The following is a 15,921-nucleotide window of genomic DNA, read 5'->3' on the forward strand; positions in this document are numbered from 1 at the left end:
CTCAGATCCCTCCGTCCACGTTGATCGTCTCGCCGGTGACGTAGCTGGACAGGTCGCTGAGCAGGAACGCCGCGACACCGGCGATCTCCTCGGCGTCTCCCAGCCGGCGCAGCGCGGTGATCGACTCGTAGGCCTTGCGCCGTTCCGCCGGCAGCTTCGCCGACTCCTCGGTCTCGATGACGCCCGGGGCGAGCACGTTGACCCGTACGCCGCGTGGGCCCAGTTCCTTGCACAGCGAGCGGGCGAAGCCGACCAGCGCCGCCTTCGAGGCCGTGTAGTGGGTGCGCTGCGCGAGCCCGACCTGGGCGACCTTCGAGCCGATCAGCACCACCGAGGACTTCTCGGTCAGCAGCGGCAGAGCGGCCTGCACCACCAGGAACGCCCCGGTCAGGTTGGTGTCGATGACGCGCTTCCACTCGGCCAGCGGCATCTCGTCGAACGGGATGTGGCTGATCGCCCCCGCGTTGGCGACCACACCCGACAGCGATCCCAGGCGGTCACCGACCTCGCCGAGCAGCCGCCGCACCTGCGCCTCGTCGGCGACGTCCGCCACGATGACGTGGTTGTCGTCGCCGAGCTCCTTGAGCTGCAGCGCGAGGGTGTCGGCGGCCTCGCCCGGGGTGCGGTGGCAGACCGCGACATTCGCGCCGGCCCGGGCCAGGGCCAGCGCGGTGACCCGGCCGATGCCGCGGGTGCCGCCGGTGACGAGCACGTTGTGGCCGGAGAGGGACAGGCCCATCGGGTTCTCCTTGCCGGCCGCGGTCAGCGCGGCCTGTTCGACGAGACCCTTGATCCGGGTCATCTGGACGGCGGTGTTGCGGTTGAGCCGGTCGGTCATCGCGGCGTCGTCGACGGGGGAGTCCGGCCGCATCGTGAAGGACTGGATCCAGCGCATCTCGACACCGCCGGGGACCTCGCGGTACTCCCAGTTGATGTCCATGTGCTCGAACCAGCCGGTCTCGACCCGCCGGGCGGTCACCGTGCGCGTCGAGACGTCCGGGGTGCGTTCCGAGACCCAGCTCCACGTGTTGCCCTGCTCGTCCGGGTGCATGGTGAGCCGGAAGCGGACCGTCCCCGCCTGCTCCTCGAGGATGTCCACGGCGGCGTACTCGCTGAACAGCGACGGCCAGGACCTGAGGTCGTTGGTCATCCGCCAGACCAGGTCCAGCGGCGCCGCGATGACGATCGTGTTGTCAGTGCGTTGCGGCACCGGACACCTCCACCGGCAGCAGGGCGTTGACGTGCCGGAGCAGCTCGACCGGCGTGGTGCCCGGAGCGGGCCAGCCGTCGGGCAGTTTCACCGGATACCGCCGCTGCAGCTGGGACTGCACCTCGAGCAGCGCCAGCGAGTCGTAACCGAGGTCGCCGAACGTGACCTCGTCGATGGCGCCGTGCAGATCGATGTCGTCGTCGTCGCCCGCGCTGGTCAGCAGGATCTGGCGGACGTCGTCCATGGTGAGCTGTGCCATGACCTTCCCCTCGTCGGTGGAGCTGTCAGTCGGTGGTGCTGCCTGGTGCGCGCAGCACCAGAGCGGAGTTGAAGCCGCCGTAGCCGCGGGCCAGCACCAGAGCGGTACGCACGGGTGCGGTCCGGGGCGCGCCGGTCACCAGGTCGAGCCGGTAGTCCGCGGCGATCCGGTGGACCCCGGCGGTCGGCGGGATCACGCCGTCGCGCAGGCAGAGCAGCGCGGTGGCCGCGTCCAGTGAGCCGCCGCCCGCGTACAGCCGGCCGGTGAGCGTCTTCGGGACAGTCACGGGTACGCCGTACGGCCCGAAGACCGCCTCGATCGCCTCGGCCTCGACGCGGTCGAGCTCGGGCACGCCGGCGCCGTCCGCGAACACCACGTCGACGGCCTCGGCCGGGATCGCCGCGTCCCGCAACGCCAGCTCGACGGCCCGGCGCAGAGCCGGCGGGCGTCCCGAGCGTGGTCCCGGATCGAAGGTGGCGGCATGCCCGGCGATCTCGCCGTAGCTCCGGGCGCCCCGGGCCGCCGCGGTGGTGTGTGCCTCGACGATCATGATGGCGCCACCCTCACCGGGCACGTAGCCGGTCGCGTCCCGGTCGAACGGCAGGTACGCCCGGGCCGGGTCGGTGACCGGGCTCAGCCGCCCGCCGGCCTGCTGGGCGACCAGCCCGTACGGGCACAGCGACGCATCCGTGCCGCCGCTGACCACCAACCGTGGCCCGTCGCCGAGCAGCCGCCGGGCGTGCGCCAGCGCGTCCAGCCCACCGGCCTGTTCGGCGGCCAGCACCCCGCAGGGTCCGCGCATGCCGTGCCGGATGGAGATCTGGCCCGTGGTCGCGGCGTAGAACCAGGCGATCGACTGGTACGCGCCGACGTGGTCCGGCCCGTGTGACCACAACGCCTGGATCTCGCGCTGCCCGAACTCCGTGCCACCGGAGGAACTGGCGGTGACCACGGCCATCTCGTACTCGTCGAGCTCGGCCGGGTCGACGCCGGCGTCCGTCAGCGCCAGGTCGGTCGCGTACAGGCCGAAGTGGGTCCAGCGGTCGGTCTGGGGCACGAGCCGGCCCGGCACCGTGCCGCGGGTGGCGAAGCCGGCGATCTCACCGCCCAGCGTGGTCGGGTACGACGACGGGTCGAAGCGGCTCAGCCGGGCGATCCCGCTCTGCCCGCGCAGCGTCGCGGCCCAGTAGTCGGCGCTGCCGAGCCCGTTCGGCGCGACGATCCCGAGGCCGGTGACGACGGCCCGTTCGGGTGCCGTGCCCGCCGTGGTCAGCATGCGTCCCGCCCCGGGGCGCCGAGCACCATCGCCGTTTGGAATCCGCCGAACCCGCTGCCCACGGTGAGCACCACGTCGGTGCGGTGGGCGCGGGCCTCGACCGGTACGTAGTCGAGGTCGCAGTCGGGGTCGCGACGGTGCAGGTTGGCGGTGGGCGGCACGGTGTCGTGTTCGATCGCCAGCGCACTGGCCGCGATCTCGATCGAGCCGATCGCGCCCAGCGAGTGCCCGACCATGGACTTGATCGAGCTGACCGGGACCTGGTACGCCCGCTCGCCCAGGGCCGCCTTGAAAGCGGCGGTCTCGTGCACGTCGTTCTGGCGGGTGCCGGAGCCGTGCGCGTTGATGTAGTCGATGTCGCCCGGCCCGATCGCCGCCTGGCGCATGGCGTGCCGGATGGCCTCGGCCATCTCCCGGCCGTCGGGCTTGAGGCCGGTCATGTGGTACGCGTTGCCACGCCCGGCGAAGCCGAGCACCTCGGCGTACACCTTGGCTCCCCGCCGGGCCGCGTGCTCGCGTTCCTCCAGCACGAACACCGCAGCCCCCTCGCCGAGCACAAAGCCGTCCCGGGTGTCGTCGAAGGGACGGGAGGCGTGCGCGGGGTCGGCGTTGTTCGGCGAGGTCGCCTTGATCGCGTCGAAGCAGGCCACGGTGATGGGCGAGATCGGCGCGTCGGTGGCCCCGGCGATCATCACGTCGGTGCGGCCCTCCTCGATGAGGCGGGCCGCGTACCCGACCGCGTCGAGACCGGACGTGCAGCCGGTGGAGGTCAGCGAGACCGGACCCTCGGCGCCGCTGTCCCGGGCCACCTCGACCGCCAGCGTGCTGGGGACCATGTAGCCGTACAGGTGCGGGACGCCGTAGGAGCTGTCCACCAGCCAGTTCCGGCCGCCGTCGCTGAGAACGACGTACTCCTGTTCCAGGCCCATCGTGCAGCCGACCGCGCTGCCGATGCTGACCCCGGTGCGGTCGGCCCGGTCCGGGTCCGGCTCCAGGCCGCTGTCGCGGATCGCCTGCCGGGCGCAGACGACGGCGAACTGGGCGGCCCGGTCCATCCGCCGGATCTCCTGCGGTGACAGCCCTTCGGCGGCCGGGTCGAAGTCGCATTCGGCGGCGATCCGGGAGCGGAACCCGGTCGCGTCGAACAGCGTGATGTCCCGGGTGGCGGTCCGGCCCGCGGTGAGCAGTTGCCAGAACGCCTTGACGTCGGTGCCGCCGGGGGCCATGACGCCGATTCCGGTGATGACGGCCCGTCGGGTACCCGGCTCCACCGCGCTCATCCGACGGTCGGTGCGGGCTCGGCGGCGCCGGGCAGCGGCTCGGTGTCGACGTGCCCGAGTTCGGGGCGGGGCGCCAGCGGGCTGAGGTGGAAGACCAGGAAGGCGGTGGTGTCGCCGGTGTTCTCCAGACGGTGCCGCACGCCGATCGCCACCATCGTGCCCTCGCCGGCGCTCAGCGGCAGGGGTTGACCGTCGAGCCTCAGGACGAGGTCACCGGACACCACGTAGAGGAACTCCTCCGAGTGCGGGTGGTAGTGCTCGGCGACGAACTCACCCGGTTGCAGCGTGACGGTCCCCATGAACCCGGAGGTGGCGCCGACCGTCCGGGGACTCAGGACCACCCGGATGTCGCCTCCGCGCCGGCGATTCGCCGGCACGGCGTCGGCGGTGACCTTTTCGGCCCGCACGTTCTGCACGGCTGTCTCCCTTCGATGCGGTTACCCACCGGACGGTGTCATCGGCTCCTAGAGACGGGATCGAGGCGCGGTGAAGGCTCGGTGGGAAGTGCTCCCGGCCTGGAGGCGGCGCTTCAGCGGGCGGGCGAACGCGAGCAGGGCGGCGGCGGCCAGGAACGCCGGCAGGCCGAGCGCCAGGAAGAAGCCGGGATCCGGGGAGTCGCCACCGGAGAGGTCGACGGCGTGCCCGCCCACGCCCGCGCCCAGCGCGGCGGAGAGCCAGAACAACGCGACCATCTGGCTCATGAAGGCGGGCGGCGCGGCGCCGGTGGTCATGCTGATCCCGACGGGGGCGAAGGTCACCTCGCCGACGGCGTGCACGGCCAGCGCCGCCACCAGCCACAGCGGCGACACCCGGACCCCGCCCGCCGCCGCGGCGGCGGCCGCGGCCATGACGATCATGCTGAGCCCGACGCAGGCCAGGCCCAGTGACAACTTCACCGGCCCGCTCGCCCGGTCGCCGGCGCGCAACCAGAACCGGGCGGCCACCGGCGCGAACACCAGGACGAAGAACGGGACGACGGACTGGAACCAGCTCGCGGGCACGGTGAACCCGGCGACGCCCCGGTCGGTCGAGACGTCGGCGAAGCCGGCCAGCACGGTGCCGGTCTGGACGTACAGCATCCAGAACACCGCGGACGACAGGAACACCCAGACGTAGGCGCCGACCCGGACCCGGTCGACGGTACGGATGGCCCGGTGCCGCAACAGCAGGGTGAAGGCGATGATCGGGGCGACGACGGACAGCAGCCCGGTGACCGCCAGGACGTGCCCGATGCGGAAGGTGCCGGCCAGCGCGTCCGCACCGAAGCCCAACAGCAGCACGGTGCCGCCGGTCCCGCCGATCATCAGCACGCGGCGCAGCTCGGCGGGAGTGGCCGGGCGCTCGGGACGCAGTCCGACGTCGCCGAAGTGCACCGCGCCGCGCACGTACTGCAGAATCCCGAAGAACATCCCGACCGCCGCGGCGGCGAAACCGAGGTGCCAGTCGATCTTCTCGCCGAGCAGGCCGGTGACCAGCGGCCCGGCGATCGCGCTCACCTGGATGCTCATGTAGAACAGCGCGAACGCGGCGTCGCGCGGGGCCCGGGCGGACCGCGGGTACATCCCGCCGAGCAGCGCCGCGAGGTTGGGCTTCAGCAGCCCGGTGCCGGCCGCGATGAGGGCCATGCCGGCGAAGACGGGCCAGCGGGCCGGCAGCGCCATCGTGGTGTGGCCGAGCATGATCAGCACGGCCCCGTACAGGGTGGCGCGCCGGGTGCCGAGCACCCGGTCACCCAGCCAGCCACCCGGGACCGAGGCCAGGAAGACCACCGAGAGGTACGCCCCGACCACCGCGGTCGCCGTGGCCGGGGACTGGGCCAGCCCGCCGGTGTCCCGGGGCGCGACGGCGAACAGGTAGAGGATGCCCATCATCCCGTAGAAGCTGAAGCGCTCCCACAGGTCGGTCAGGAACAACGTGGTGAACCAGCGGGGGCGGTGCCACAGCGGCCCGGATCCCAGATCGGGCTCGGCAGCTTGCTCGTGGACGGTCGGCGGCAGCACGGTGGCCTCCTCGGCGCGCGGCAGGCGTACCGCCCGCGGCGGACGCCGTGCGCAGCGTGGCCAGCCCCGCTCGACGGCGGCTCAAGCTCCGCTGGAGCCGGACGCCCGGCACCGCCCCCGCCGGGTCAGCCGTGGCTCTCGTGAGCCAGCAGCCAGGTCTTCACGTCCAGCCCCCAGCGGTACCCGCGCAGCGTCCCGTCCGTACCGACCACCCGGTGGCAGGGCACGAACAACGCGGCGGCGTTGCGCGCACAAGCCGCGGCAGCCGCCCGGATCGCGGCGGGCCGCCCGGCCAGCTCGGCGTAGCCCCGGTAGGTCAGCGGCGAGCCCGGCTTGATCTCCCGCATCACCTGCCAGGCGTGGGTCATGAACGGCCCGCCGGTCCGCTGCTCCACCGGTACGGCGTCCAGCGCCCCGAGGTCACCGTCCAGATAGGATCGGACCACCGTGCCGATCCTGCCGGCGTCGGCGACCGGTCGCACCTCTTCCAGCAGCGCCGGATGGACGAGAGCGAGCAGCGCCTGCAGGTCTACGGTGAAACCGCTCGCGCGTACCGCCCCGGCGGAGCTGACGACGTAGGTGAACGGTCCGGCCGGGGTGTCGAGGGTCGAGTACTGCATCATGCTGATCTCCAGAGTCTCATCAGGGCGTAGGAGCGCCAGGGCCGCCAGCGTTCGGCGTGCGCGGCCAGCGCCTTGGGGGAGTCGGGCAGGCCGAGCGCTCGCGCGCCGCGCCGGACCGCCACGTCGGTGGGCAGGAGGACGTCGGGGTCGCCGATGGCCCGCATGGCCACGTAACCGGCGGTCCAGGCGCCGACGCCGGGCAGCTCGAGCAGCCGGGCGACGGACTCCTCGCGGTCGGCGCCGGGCTCCAGATCGAGCTTGCCGTCGGCGACCGCCTGGGCGAGCGCGCGGATGGTCTGCCGGCGGGCGGCGGGCATCCGGAACGCGGTGTCGTCCAGCTCGGCCACGGTCGCCGCGTCCGGGAAGCCGCGCAGCTCACCGGCGGCGGTCGGGGGCAGCATGCGGCTCAGCGTCAGGCGGGCACCGGCGACCGAGACCTGCTGGCCCACGATCGCGCGTACCGCCAGCTCGAAGCCGTCGACCGCGCGCGGGACCCGTACCCCCGGCTCGGCCCGCACCGCCGCGGCCAGCGCGGGATCGGCACCCAGCATGCCGTCGACGGCGACCGGATCCGCGTCCAGGTCGAACAGCCGCCGGCAGCGGGCGACCGCGGGCGCGAGGTCGCGGACGTCCGCGAGCCGCAGCGTCGCGGAGACCCACCGTTCGCCCGGCGTGAGCGCGACGGTCGCGCTGCCGTGCGGCAGATTCAACCCCCGCCGGTACGTCGTGACGTCGCACTCCTCGATGCCCGGCAGGGCCCGGGTGGCCAGGAAGCCGAGCAACGCGCCCGCGTGCAGGGGTGCCCGGAACGCCAGCCGCAGGCTGATCGTGCCCGCCTCCGGCTGCCGGGCGGTCCGGCGTTCCCGCAGCGCGCTCGGCGACCGCGCGTACACCTCGAGGATGGTGTCGTTGAACTGCCGCACGCTGCCGAAGCCCGCGGCGAACGCGATGTCGGCCAGGCCCAGATCGGTGGTCTCGATCAGGATGCGCGCGGTCTGCGCCCGCTGGGCCCGGGCCAGGGCCAGCGGCCCGGCGCCGAGCTCGGCGGTGAGCAGCCGGTTGAGGTGCCGCTCGGTGTAGCCGAGTCGGCTCGCCAGGCCGGGCACGCCCTCGCGGTCGACGACCCCGTCGGCGATGAGCCGCATGGCCCGCCCGACCAGGTCGGCCCGCTGGTCCCACTCGGGGGAGCCGGGGGCGGCGTCGGGCCGGCACCGGCGGCAGGCCCGGAAGCCGCCCCGCTGCGCCGCCGCGGCGCTGGGATAGAAGGTGACGTTCTCGCGTTTGGGTGTGACCGCCGGACAGGACGGCCGGCAGTAGATCCCGGTGGTCCGGACCGCGGTGTAGAACCAGCCGTCGAACCGCTGGTCACGGCTGTCGACGGCCCGGTAACACCGTTCGAAGTCCAACTCCATGGACCTGAGTCTGCTCCCCGTACCGGGCGCTCGGCTGGCGGGATTCGGACATGACCGTGCGGCCCGTATGCTTCGGGCCGTGATCACTGAGCGACTGCGGCTGTCGATCGGCTCCCCACCGGCGCACAAGGCCTTCGGCGTCGCGTTCGGCCTGATCTTCGCGGCGGCCGGTGCGGCGTTCGCCCTGCTGCCGTTCGTGGTGGACGGCTGGCTGGGCCGCGCGTTCGGCGCCGACGACTCCTGCCCGAGCGCGTCGGAGGTCTCGGGCATCCCGCCGGAGTTGTTGCCCCCGTCGGTCCGCGAGTGCATCTCGGACGGCAGCTGGTTCAACGGCGGCGACGGCTTCGGCCCGCTGCGGCTGGTCGGTCTGCTCGGCATCCCGTTCACGCTGGTCGGGCTCTACCTGGCGCTCAGCGCCCTGCGCACGGCGGCCTGGCTGGAGGGCACCCGGGTGACCATGCGTACGGCGCTGCGCAGCCGCACGGTCGACCTGGCGACGGCGGCGATCACCGGGGGCGCGACCGCTTACCGCCGTAGTCGGGGCACGAGCCGCGAGTCGGTGATGCAGGCGCCGACGCTGATCGCTGCGGACCGGGCGGGTGGGCCCAGCGTCACGATCCCGCTGCACGGGGTGGGTATGGCGCAGCTGCCCGCTCCGCAGCTGCGGGCCCTGGCCGAGGCGCTGACCGGCAACCCGGACGGCGACGCCCGGACCATGGTGACCCAGCTCCGCACGATGGCCGACAACCCGCTGGGGCTGACCAGCCGGTAGCCGGACTTCAGCTCACGCTGAAGCATGATTGCGGCTTCCAGGGGTAATCGCCGCCCGTAGCACCCACCGCGGTGCGCACGTTCAGTGGAAAACTGAAGTGGGGCTGAAGGGCCGGCGATGATGGACGGCGGGAAGCGGCGCCTCGGCGACCGCCTGCGTGGCCTGCGTGAGGCGGGCTTCAACGGCGAACCGGTCACCCAGGGAGTGGTCGCCCGGGCCTTCCACAAGAGCGTCCCGTTGATCTCATCCTGGGAGAAGGGCAAAGCGGTCCCGTCCGAGGACTGGCTGTCCGCCTATGCCCGGTTGTTCGCCGGTGCCCGCCCGCGTACCGAAGGGCGGCTGCCGGACCTGGAGGAGCTCCACGGCGAGGAGCTGGACCGCTTCGAGCAACTCCGCCGTGAGCTGCTGGAGCTGCGCTCGGCCGCCACCTCGGCCGCACCGGGGGCCCAGCCGGGCAGCGACGAGCTGACGACCCGGTCGCCGTGGGAAGGCCTGTGGCACTTCGCCGACCGGTCACCGATCACGCTGGTCTGCGCCCGGCTGCGGGCGCACATCTCGCCGGAAAGCCCCGATTACGTCGAGCTGTACGCCTACTCCGACCTCGACGCCCTGATGGAGCTCTACGGTCACGTCTGCGCCGCCAACCCCGGCGTGCCGGTGCACCGCAAGCTCGCCGATGAACTGGACCAGAGTGACGTCACCAATCACCTCGTGCTGCTGGGCGGCATCGAGGGGCCGATGACCCGCCGGGTGATGCAGGCCCTGAACCTCCCGGTCATCCCGGACCGGGACGCCGCCGGGTTCCGGGTGGTCGACGAGGACGGGCGCTCGGCGACGTTCGGCTCGAAGCTGGAAGGCGTGGCACCGGACCAGCGGCTCATCGAGGACGTCGCGCACTTCTGCCGGGCCCCGAACCCGTTCAACCGCATGCGGTCGGTCACCATCTGCAACGGCGGCTACGGCCGGGGCACGTACGCCGCCGTCCGCACGCTGACCGACCCGCGCTTCCGCGACCGCAACCGCAGCCATCTCCAGCGGCGGTACGGGCCCGGGGACACGTACAGCATCCTGGCCCGGGTCACCGTCGTCGCCGGCGAGGTCATCACCCCCGACTGGACCCAGGACGGGACTGTCCTGCACGAATGGCGCGCCCCGTAGACTGGCCTGTCGTGAGCCTTACCATCGGGATCGTCGGCCTGCCCAACGTCGGCAAGAGCACTCTGTTCAACGCCCTGACCAAGAACGACGTGCTCGCCGCGAACTACCCGTTCGCGACGATCGAGCCCAACGTCGGCGTGGTCGGGCTGCCCGACGAGCGGCTGGGCAAGCTCGCCGAGATCTTCAGCTCGGAGAAGATCCTGCCCGCGCCGGTCTCGTTCGTCGACATCGCCGGCCTGGTCCGGGGCGCTTCCAAGGGCCAGGGCCGGGGCAACGCCTTCCTGGCCAACATCCGCGACGCCTCGGCGATCTGCCAGGTGGTCCGCGCGTTCTCCGACCCGAACGTGCTGCACGTCGACGGCAAGGTGGCGCCGGCCGACGACATCGAGACGATCAACACCGAGCTGATCCTGGCCGACCTGCAGACGGTCGAGAAGGCCCTGCCCCGCTTGCAGAAGGAAGCCAAGCTCAAGAAGGACCGGCTGCCCACCGTCGCGGCCGCCGAGGCGGCGTTCAAGCTGCTCGACGAGGGCACGACCCTGTACACGGGGGCCAAGGCCGCGGGCATCGAGCTGGAGCTGCTCGCCGAGCTGCACCTGCTGACCACCAAGCCCTTCCTGTACGTCTTCAACGTCGACGAGGCCGAGCTGGGCAACGCGGCGTTCCTGGACGAGATGCGTGCTCTGGTGGCCCCGGCCGAGGCGGTCTTCATGGACGCGAAGATCGAGTCGGAGCTCATCGACCTGCCCGAGGACGAGGCGATGGAGCTGCTCGAGTCGACCGGCCAGACCGAGCCGGGGCTCAACCAGCTCATCCGGGTCGGCTTCAACACCCTGGGCCTGCAGACGTACCTGACGGCCGGCCCGAAGGAGGCCCGCGCCTGGGTGATCCCGGTCGGCGCTACGGCCCCGGAGGCAGCGGGCGTGATTCACTCCGACTTCCAGCGCGGCTTCATCAAGGCCGAGATCGTCAGCTACGACGACCTGATGGCGGCGGGCTCGATGGCCGCGGCCAAGGCAGCGGGCAAGGTCCGCATGGAAGGCAAGGACTACATCATGAAGGACGGCGACGTCGTCGAGTTCCGCTTCAACGTCTAGTGATGGTCCGGTTCACCTCTGCTGGAGTCGGTGCCCGATCAGCTCTTGCGGCCGGGCACCAACCCGTCCAGATCGAGCTTGATCGGGAACGGCGTCGTCGTCCGCAACTCGTGCCGGTGGATCCCGGTCGGTACATACGACCGGGTGGGCGCATCGAGTTCGTAGGCGTGGACCACCGGTGATCCGTCCTCGTCCTCGATGCGCCAGTAGTTCGCGATGCCGGCCTCCGCGTACTTACGCAACTTGACGTTGCGGTCGCGGTGCGCCGACTCGGGTGAGACCACCTCCACGACCAGAACAGTCCCGGTCCACCTCGATACCTGCCGGCGCCTGACTCGTCAGGGAGTTCACCAGTGCAGTGACCACTCGGGCGTGCCACACCCGCTGGGGGGACATCATGAAGACGAGCGCGCCATCGATCAGTTCGGTGTGGCGTGGTGCTTCGGCGAGCCGGTCGAGGTCCTCGGCGTACCAACCCTCGGGACGGGGCGGCCGCATCCACTCGGGCACCGCAGTCATGCCGTCACCGTAGCACTCCGTAACGATGGATCCGGCGCGCTGCTTCGGGTTGTCCCCACGGTTCGGGGCGCTTGCGCTTCGTCGAGGATCTAAACTGCGGTATTTCCGCTTCAACGTCTGAGGTAGCCACCATGGCCGACGCTGTCACGTACCTCGTCATCGATGGCGAGAACATCGATTCGACGCTGGGGCAGCAGATCCTCGAGCGCCGGCCCAACTCTGAGGAGCGGCCGCGGTGGGAGCGGCTGCGGCAGTTCGCCGAGGATCAGTGGGGTCAGCCGGTCACTGCCCTCTTCTTCCTGAACGCGTCGTCCGGGGTGTTGCCGACCCCGTTCATCCGGGCTTTGCAGTCGATGGGTTACCGGCCCGTGCCGCTGTCGGGTGCGCCGCATCAGAAGGTCGTGGACATCGGCATCCAGCGCACCCTGGACGCGATCGGCCGGCGGCAGGGCGATGTGCTGCTGGCCAGTCACGACGGTGACTTCCTGCCGCACATCAGCCGCCTGCTGGGCGACGACGACCGCCGGGTCGGGGTGGTCGGGTTTCCCGAGTTCTTCAACGGCGGCTTCGCCGGTCTGGCCGACAGTGGCCTGACCCTGTTCGACCTTGAGTTCGACGCCGGCTGCTTCACCAGCGTGCTGCCTCGGGTGCGCATCATCGAACTGGACGCCTTCGACCCCGAGGCGTTCCTGTAGCCGAACAGGACTGTGTGGCCGATAAGGGGACCCCGGGCGGCGGGCCGTGGCTCTAATGTGGCCCGATGGTGAGAATCTTGCGCACCGCCGCGGCCGCCCTGGTGGTCGCCCTGGGTCTGACTCTGGCACCGCCGGCCGCGAGCGCGGCGGCGACGTATCAGGTGAAGTTCGCCATCACCGCGAGCACTGCCGTCTCCGGCAAGTTCATGTACGTCTGGGACCGCAGCACCTGGCAGTACCACGTCGTGCAGGGTGACGGTGACAGCCCGAACGGCACCGCCCAGCTGCCCCCGGGCGACTATTTCGCCGTCGCGCGGTACGGCTACTTCCGCCAGCGCAACTACCTGCTCGTCCGCACGTTCACGGTCACCAACGCCGCGCTCTCGGTCTCGTTCGCCGAGTCCGGCGCCAAGGAGACCGGCTTCCTCACCGACGACGCCACGGCCACGCGGTCCACGGCGGCGTTCTGGCTGGAGGTCGGCCCCCGGGACAGAGTGGGCTTCACCAGCGGCGGTCCGGCCAAGACCTATGTGACGCCGTACGCCGTGACCGGGGTGACCCTGCGCCTGCACGAGCTCCAGACCAAGGCCGGTTCATCGGCCGCCGTGCCCAGCCCGTACCGGTATGACCTGCAGCGGTCCTGGCCCAGTGTGCCCGCCGCGCCGATCGCCAAGGTGACCACCGCCCAGCTCGCGAAGACCGTCACCACGCTGCGCGCGCAGGGTGTCAACACGAACGCCGCGCTGGGGTCAGCGCTCAAGGACAAGTGGAGCGGGTCCTATCTGGAGTCGCCGGTGCAGCTGCCGGGCACGGTCACCGAGTACGTCACGCCCGGCCCGACGTTGCACCGCAAGCTCACCCTCGGCGCCGGGGACAGCACCCTGGTGCTGCCCGACCGCGCGCTGCCCGCCGGGAGCTCGGCCGGCACGACCGTGGGGGCCGGGCCCTTCCTGCCGCGTGGACCCGGTTCCTCGGTCCGCGACGGCGGCGAGCTGCGCATGAACGAGCCGGCCTCGTACGCCGACGCGGCCGGCAGTCCCGGCTCGGACGCCCGGGCCACGGTCACCGCCAAGCTGACCGCCGACGGTGCCGTCCACCACTACGACCAGACCATCACCCGGCGGGTCGCGTGGTCGCAGCTCTCCACGAAGATCCGAAGCGAGTGGGACTTCCGGGCGTCCGACGACGGTCCGCTGCCGCTGATCGACCTCGGCGTCGACGTCTCCGGCCTGGACGCGCGCAACCGCGCGGCCGGCGCCGTGGAGGTCACCACCTCGGCGTCCGCTCGGGGCGGCGGCGCGGCCGCGGTGGACAAGGTGGAGTATTCGACGAACGACGGCGCCGAGTGGACCGAGCTCGACGGCGCCTCGCTGACCGTGCCGGCCACGGCGGCCTTCGTGTCGCTGCGGGTCACCGCGACCGGCGACCAGGACGGCCGGCTGCGGCGTACGGTGATCCGCGCCTTCGCCGGTCCGGCCGCACCGGCCGACGAGACCACCGGAGCCACGAAGATCACGAACGTCGTGGTCAACGACGGTGCCGACCTGACCTTCGGCGTGTCCGGGACCAGGGTCTTCACCGTCGCCTTCACCGCGACGGACCCGGCCGGCATCGCCGCCGGTGACGCCTACCTCTACCACGGTGGCTACTCCACGCCGGACGGTGTGGTGCTCGCGTCCGGCCCGGCGGACTGCGACAAGATCAGCGACACCTCGTCGGTCTGCACGGCCCGGTTCACCATGGACGTCAAGGTCGACGCGGCCCGGAACGCGCTGTCCGGCGCCTGGACCGTCGCCGCGTGGGCCCGCGCGTCGGGCGGGGACGGCTTCACCGACCGGCACGCCGCCGGCACTGTCGGGGTGAAACGGGTCAGCAAGCTGGTGATCGACGCGACGCCGGAGCCGGTCACCAAGGGCCGGACCATCACCGTCACGGGCACGCTGACCCGCGCCGGCTGGGAGAGCTGGACCTACCAGGGGTACGGCTCCCGCACGGTCACCCTGCAGTACTCGAAGAAGGGCACGACCACCTGGACGGCGGTCAAGACCGTCAAGACCGACACCAGCGGCAAGCTCAAGACCACGGTGAAGGCGACGGCGGACGGCTCGTTCCGCTGGACGTACCCGGGCGACGCGGCCTCCACCGCGACGACCGGCGGGAGCGACTACGTCGACGTGCGGTGACCGGCGCCACCTGACCCGGACTTTGACCTCAACCCGGGGTGAGGTTCTAGGTTCGTGCGGTGAGCGTCGACAGCGAGATCACCCGGGCCGGCATCCTGCGGCGGCCGTACGCCCTGACCACGGTCGGGGCGTGGAGCCTGGTCTTCCTGGCCGCGTTCGAGTCCCTGGCGGTCACCACGATCATGCCGATCGTCACCACCGACCTGCAGGGGCGCGGCCTGTACGCCCTCGCCTTCTCGTCGACGCTGGCTGCCGGCGTGGTGGGCATGGTCGCGATCGGCTCCTGGGCCGACCGGCGCGGGCCGGCGGTCCCGCTGTTCACCGCGATCGCCGTCTTCGCGGCCGGGCTGGCAGTCGCGGGCACGGCCACGTCGATGCCGGTGTTCGTGGCGGCGCGTTTCCTGCAGGGCCTCGGAGCGGGCGGGATGACCGTGGCGCTGTACGTCCTCGTCGCGCTTGTCTATCCCACCCCGCTGCACATCAAGATCTTCGGTGCCTTCGCCTCCGCCTGGGTGCTGCCGTCGATGGTCGGGCCGTTCGTCGCCGGCTTCGTTGCCGACACCCTGAGCTGGCACTGGGTGTTCCTCGGGGTGGTGGCGCTGGTCGCCGTGGCGGGTGGGCTGATGCTGCCCGCCGTACGCGGCCGGGACCGCGCGCCGGCCGACCGGGTGCCGGCCTCGGCGGCGGACGCGCGCCGGGTTGTCGAGGCCGCTGTCGTCGCGGTCGGCGTGGTGGCGCTCAGTTCGCTGGGTGAGCTGGACCGGGCGACGGCCTGGCTGCTGGCCCCGATCGCCGTGGTGGTGATCGGCTTCGCGCTGCGCCACCTGGTGCCGCCGGGCACGTTCCGGATCCGCGCCGGTCTGCCGGCGACGGTGGTGCTCTGCGGCGTCGCCGGCGGGGTCTTCTTCGGCACGGAGGTCTATCTGCCGCTGCTGCTGCACGACCGCTACGGCCTGCCGGCCTGGCTGTCCGGCATCACGCTGACCGCGGGCGCGATCGCGTGGGCGCTGGCGTCGGCGGTGCAGGGCCGGCTGGCCGATCGGCTCGACCCGGGTACGGCGATCCGCGCCGGCGCCACGCTGCTGGCCGGAGGGGCGGCCCTGGAACTCGTCACCGTGGTGCTGACCCTGCACCCCGCGGTGGCGGCGATCGGCTGGTTCGCGGCGGGCGCGGGCATGGGCACGCTGTATCCCCGGATCAGCACGCTGGTGCTGGCGTTGTCGGCACCGGGCGAGGAGGGCTTCAACACGGCGGCGAAGAGCATCACGGACGCGGTGGGTGGCAGCATGGCGCTGGCCTTCTCCGGCCTGCTCTTCGCGCTGGCCCCGTTCACCGGGCCGTTCGTCTTCACCACGCTGCTCGGCGGCGTGACCGTCCTGATCGGGGTCCGGGTCGCGGCGAGCCGGTGACCGTGCTGTCGGGGTCCGGGCGCGGCGA

The 15,921-nt window shown here is 72.1% G+C and carries 15 protein-coding genes; 6 read left to right on the forward strand and 9 right to left on the reverse strand.

What is annotated here, in order from left to right; all coding sequences use genetic code 11:
• Position 1: 1 nt before the first annotated feature.
• From ACZ6S4_RS13490 to ACZ6S4_RS13525, 8 genes are all read right to left on the reverse strand, one after another.
• Positions 2-1,210, reverse strand: coding sequence for an SDR family oxidoreductase (locus tag ACZ6S4_RS13490; RefSeq protein ID WP_465475207.1), 1,209 nt, complete (start codon positions 1,208-1,210; stop codon positions 2-4).
• Positions 1,194-1,469, reverse strand: coding sequence for an acyl carrier protein (locus tag ACZ6S4_RS13495; protein ID WP_465475208.1), 276 nt, complete (start codon positions 1,467-1,469; stop codon positions 1,194-1,196). Before ACZ6S4_RS13495 ends, ACZ6S4_RS13490 begins: the two co-directional genes overlap by 17 nt.
• Before the next feature lie 25 nt (positions 1,470-1,494).
• On the reverse strand, positions 1,495-2,745 hold the full coding sequence (locus ACZ6S4_RS13500) for a ketosynthase chain-length factor (RefSeq protein WP_465475209.1): 1,251 nt from the start codon (positions 2,743-2,745) through the stop codon (positions 1,495-1,497).
• Entirely contained in the window at positions 2,739-4,025 is a 1,287-nt protein-coding gene (locus tag ACZ6S4_RS13505; protein ID WP_465475210.1) for a beta-ketoacyl-[acyl-carrier-protein] synthase family protein, read from the reverse strand. The genes ACZ6S4_RS13500 and ACZ6S4_RS13505 overlap by 7 nt, the downstream gene beginning before the upstream one ends.
• Complete coding sequence (locus ACZ6S4_RS13510; RefSeq protein ID WP_433722064.1) at positions 4,022-4,441, reverse strand: cupin domain-containing protein; 420 nt, start codon at positions 4,439-4,441, stop codon at positions 4,022-4,024. The genes ACZ6S4_RS13505 and ACZ6S4_RS13510 overlap by 4 nt, the downstream gene beginning before the upstream one ends.
• Positions 4,442-4,489: 48 nt before the next feature.
• Complete coding sequence (locus tag ACZ6S4_RS13515) at positions 4,490-6,025, reverse strand: peptide MFS transporter (protein ID WP_465475211.1); 1,536 nt, start codon at positions 6,023-6,025, stop codon at positions 4,490-4,492.
• A 125-nt stretch (positions 6,026-6,150) separates the two neighbouring features.
• On the reverse strand, positions 6,151-6,654 hold the full coding sequence (locus ACZ6S4_RS13520; RefSeq protein ID WP_465475399.1) for a methylated-DNA--[protein]-cysteine S-methyltransferase: 504 nt from the start codon (positions 6,652-6,654) through the stop codon (positions 6,151-6,153).
• Positions 6,645-8,060, reverse strand: coding sequence for a DNA-3-methyladenine glycosylase 2 family protein (locus ACZ6S4_RS13525; RefSeq protein WP_465475212.1), 1,416 nt, complete (start codon positions 8,058-8,060; stop codon positions 6,645-6,647). The genes ACZ6S4_RS13520 and ACZ6S4_RS13525 overlap by 10 nt, the downstream gene beginning before the upstream one ends.
• Positions 8,061-8,139: 79 nt before the next feature.
• Here ACZ6S4_RS13525 and ACZ6S4_RS13530 point away from each other — a divergent pair, with 79 nt between their 5' ends.
• From ACZ6S4_RS13530 to ychF, 3 genes are all read left to right on the forward strand, one after another.
• Positions 8,140-8,832, forward strand: coding sequence for a hypothetical protein (locus tag ACZ6S4_RS13530; protein WP_465475213.1), 693 nt, complete (start codon positions 8,140-8,142; stop codon positions 8,830-8,832).
• A 117-nt stretch (positions 8,833-8,949) separates the two neighbouring features.
• Positions 8,950-9,990 (forward strand): helix-turn-helix domain-containing protein, encoded by a 1,041-nt coding sequence (locus ACZ6S4_RS13535; RefSeq protein WP_465475214.1) that lies wholly within the window; start codon positions 8,950-8,952, stop codon positions 9,988-9,990.
• Between the two features lie 11 nt (positions 9,991-10,001).
• Positions 10,002-11,087: a redox-regulated ATPase YchF gene (ychF, locus tag ACZ6S4_RS13540; RefSeq protein ID WP_360545272.1), complete on the forward strand. Its 1,086-nt coding sequence runs from the start codon at positions 10,002-10,004 to the stop codon at positions 11,085-11,087.
• Between the two features lie 38 nt (positions 11,088-11,125).
• On the opposite strand, the gene ACZ6S4_RS13545 is transcribed toward ychF, so the two are convergent.
• The gene (locus tag ACZ6S4_RS13545) at positions 11,126-11,377 is read right to left on the reverse strand and encodes a Uma2 family endonuclease (RefSeq protein WP_465475215.1); all 252 of its coding nucleotides are present in this window, start codon (positions 11,375-11,377) and stop codon (positions 11,126-11,128) included.
• 360 nt (positions 11,378-11,737) lie between these two features.
• Between ACZ6S4_RS13545 and ACZ6S4_RS13550 the strand changes: the two genes are divergently transcribed.
• From ACZ6S4_RS13550 to ACZ6S4_RS13560, 3 genes are all read left to right on the forward strand, one after another.
• A complete protein-coding gene (locus ACZ6S4_RS13550; RefSeq protein WP_465475216.1) occupies positions 11,738-12,301 on the forward strand; it encodes an NYN domain-containing protein in 564 nt (187 codons plus the stop codon).
• A 65-nt stretch (positions 12,302-12,366) separates the two neighbouring features.
• On the forward strand, positions 12,367-14,484 hold the full coding sequence (locus tag ACZ6S4_RS13555; RefSeq protein ID WP_465475217.1) for a hypothetical protein: 2,118 nt from the start codon (positions 12,367-12,369) through the stop codon (positions 14,482-14,484).
• Between the two features lie 59 nt (positions 14,485-14,543).
• Positions 14,544-15,893 carry an MFS transporter gene (locus ACZ6S4_RS13560; RefSeq protein WP_465475218.1) on the forward strand — a complete coding sequence of 450 codons (1,350 nt, stop codon included), beginning with the start codon at positions 14,544-14,546 and terminating at the stop codon, positions 15,891-15,893.
• Positions 15,894-15,921 lie beyond the last annotated feature (28 nt).

It is taken from the genome of Actinoplanes sp. NPDC051405 (genome assembly GCF_055586185.1).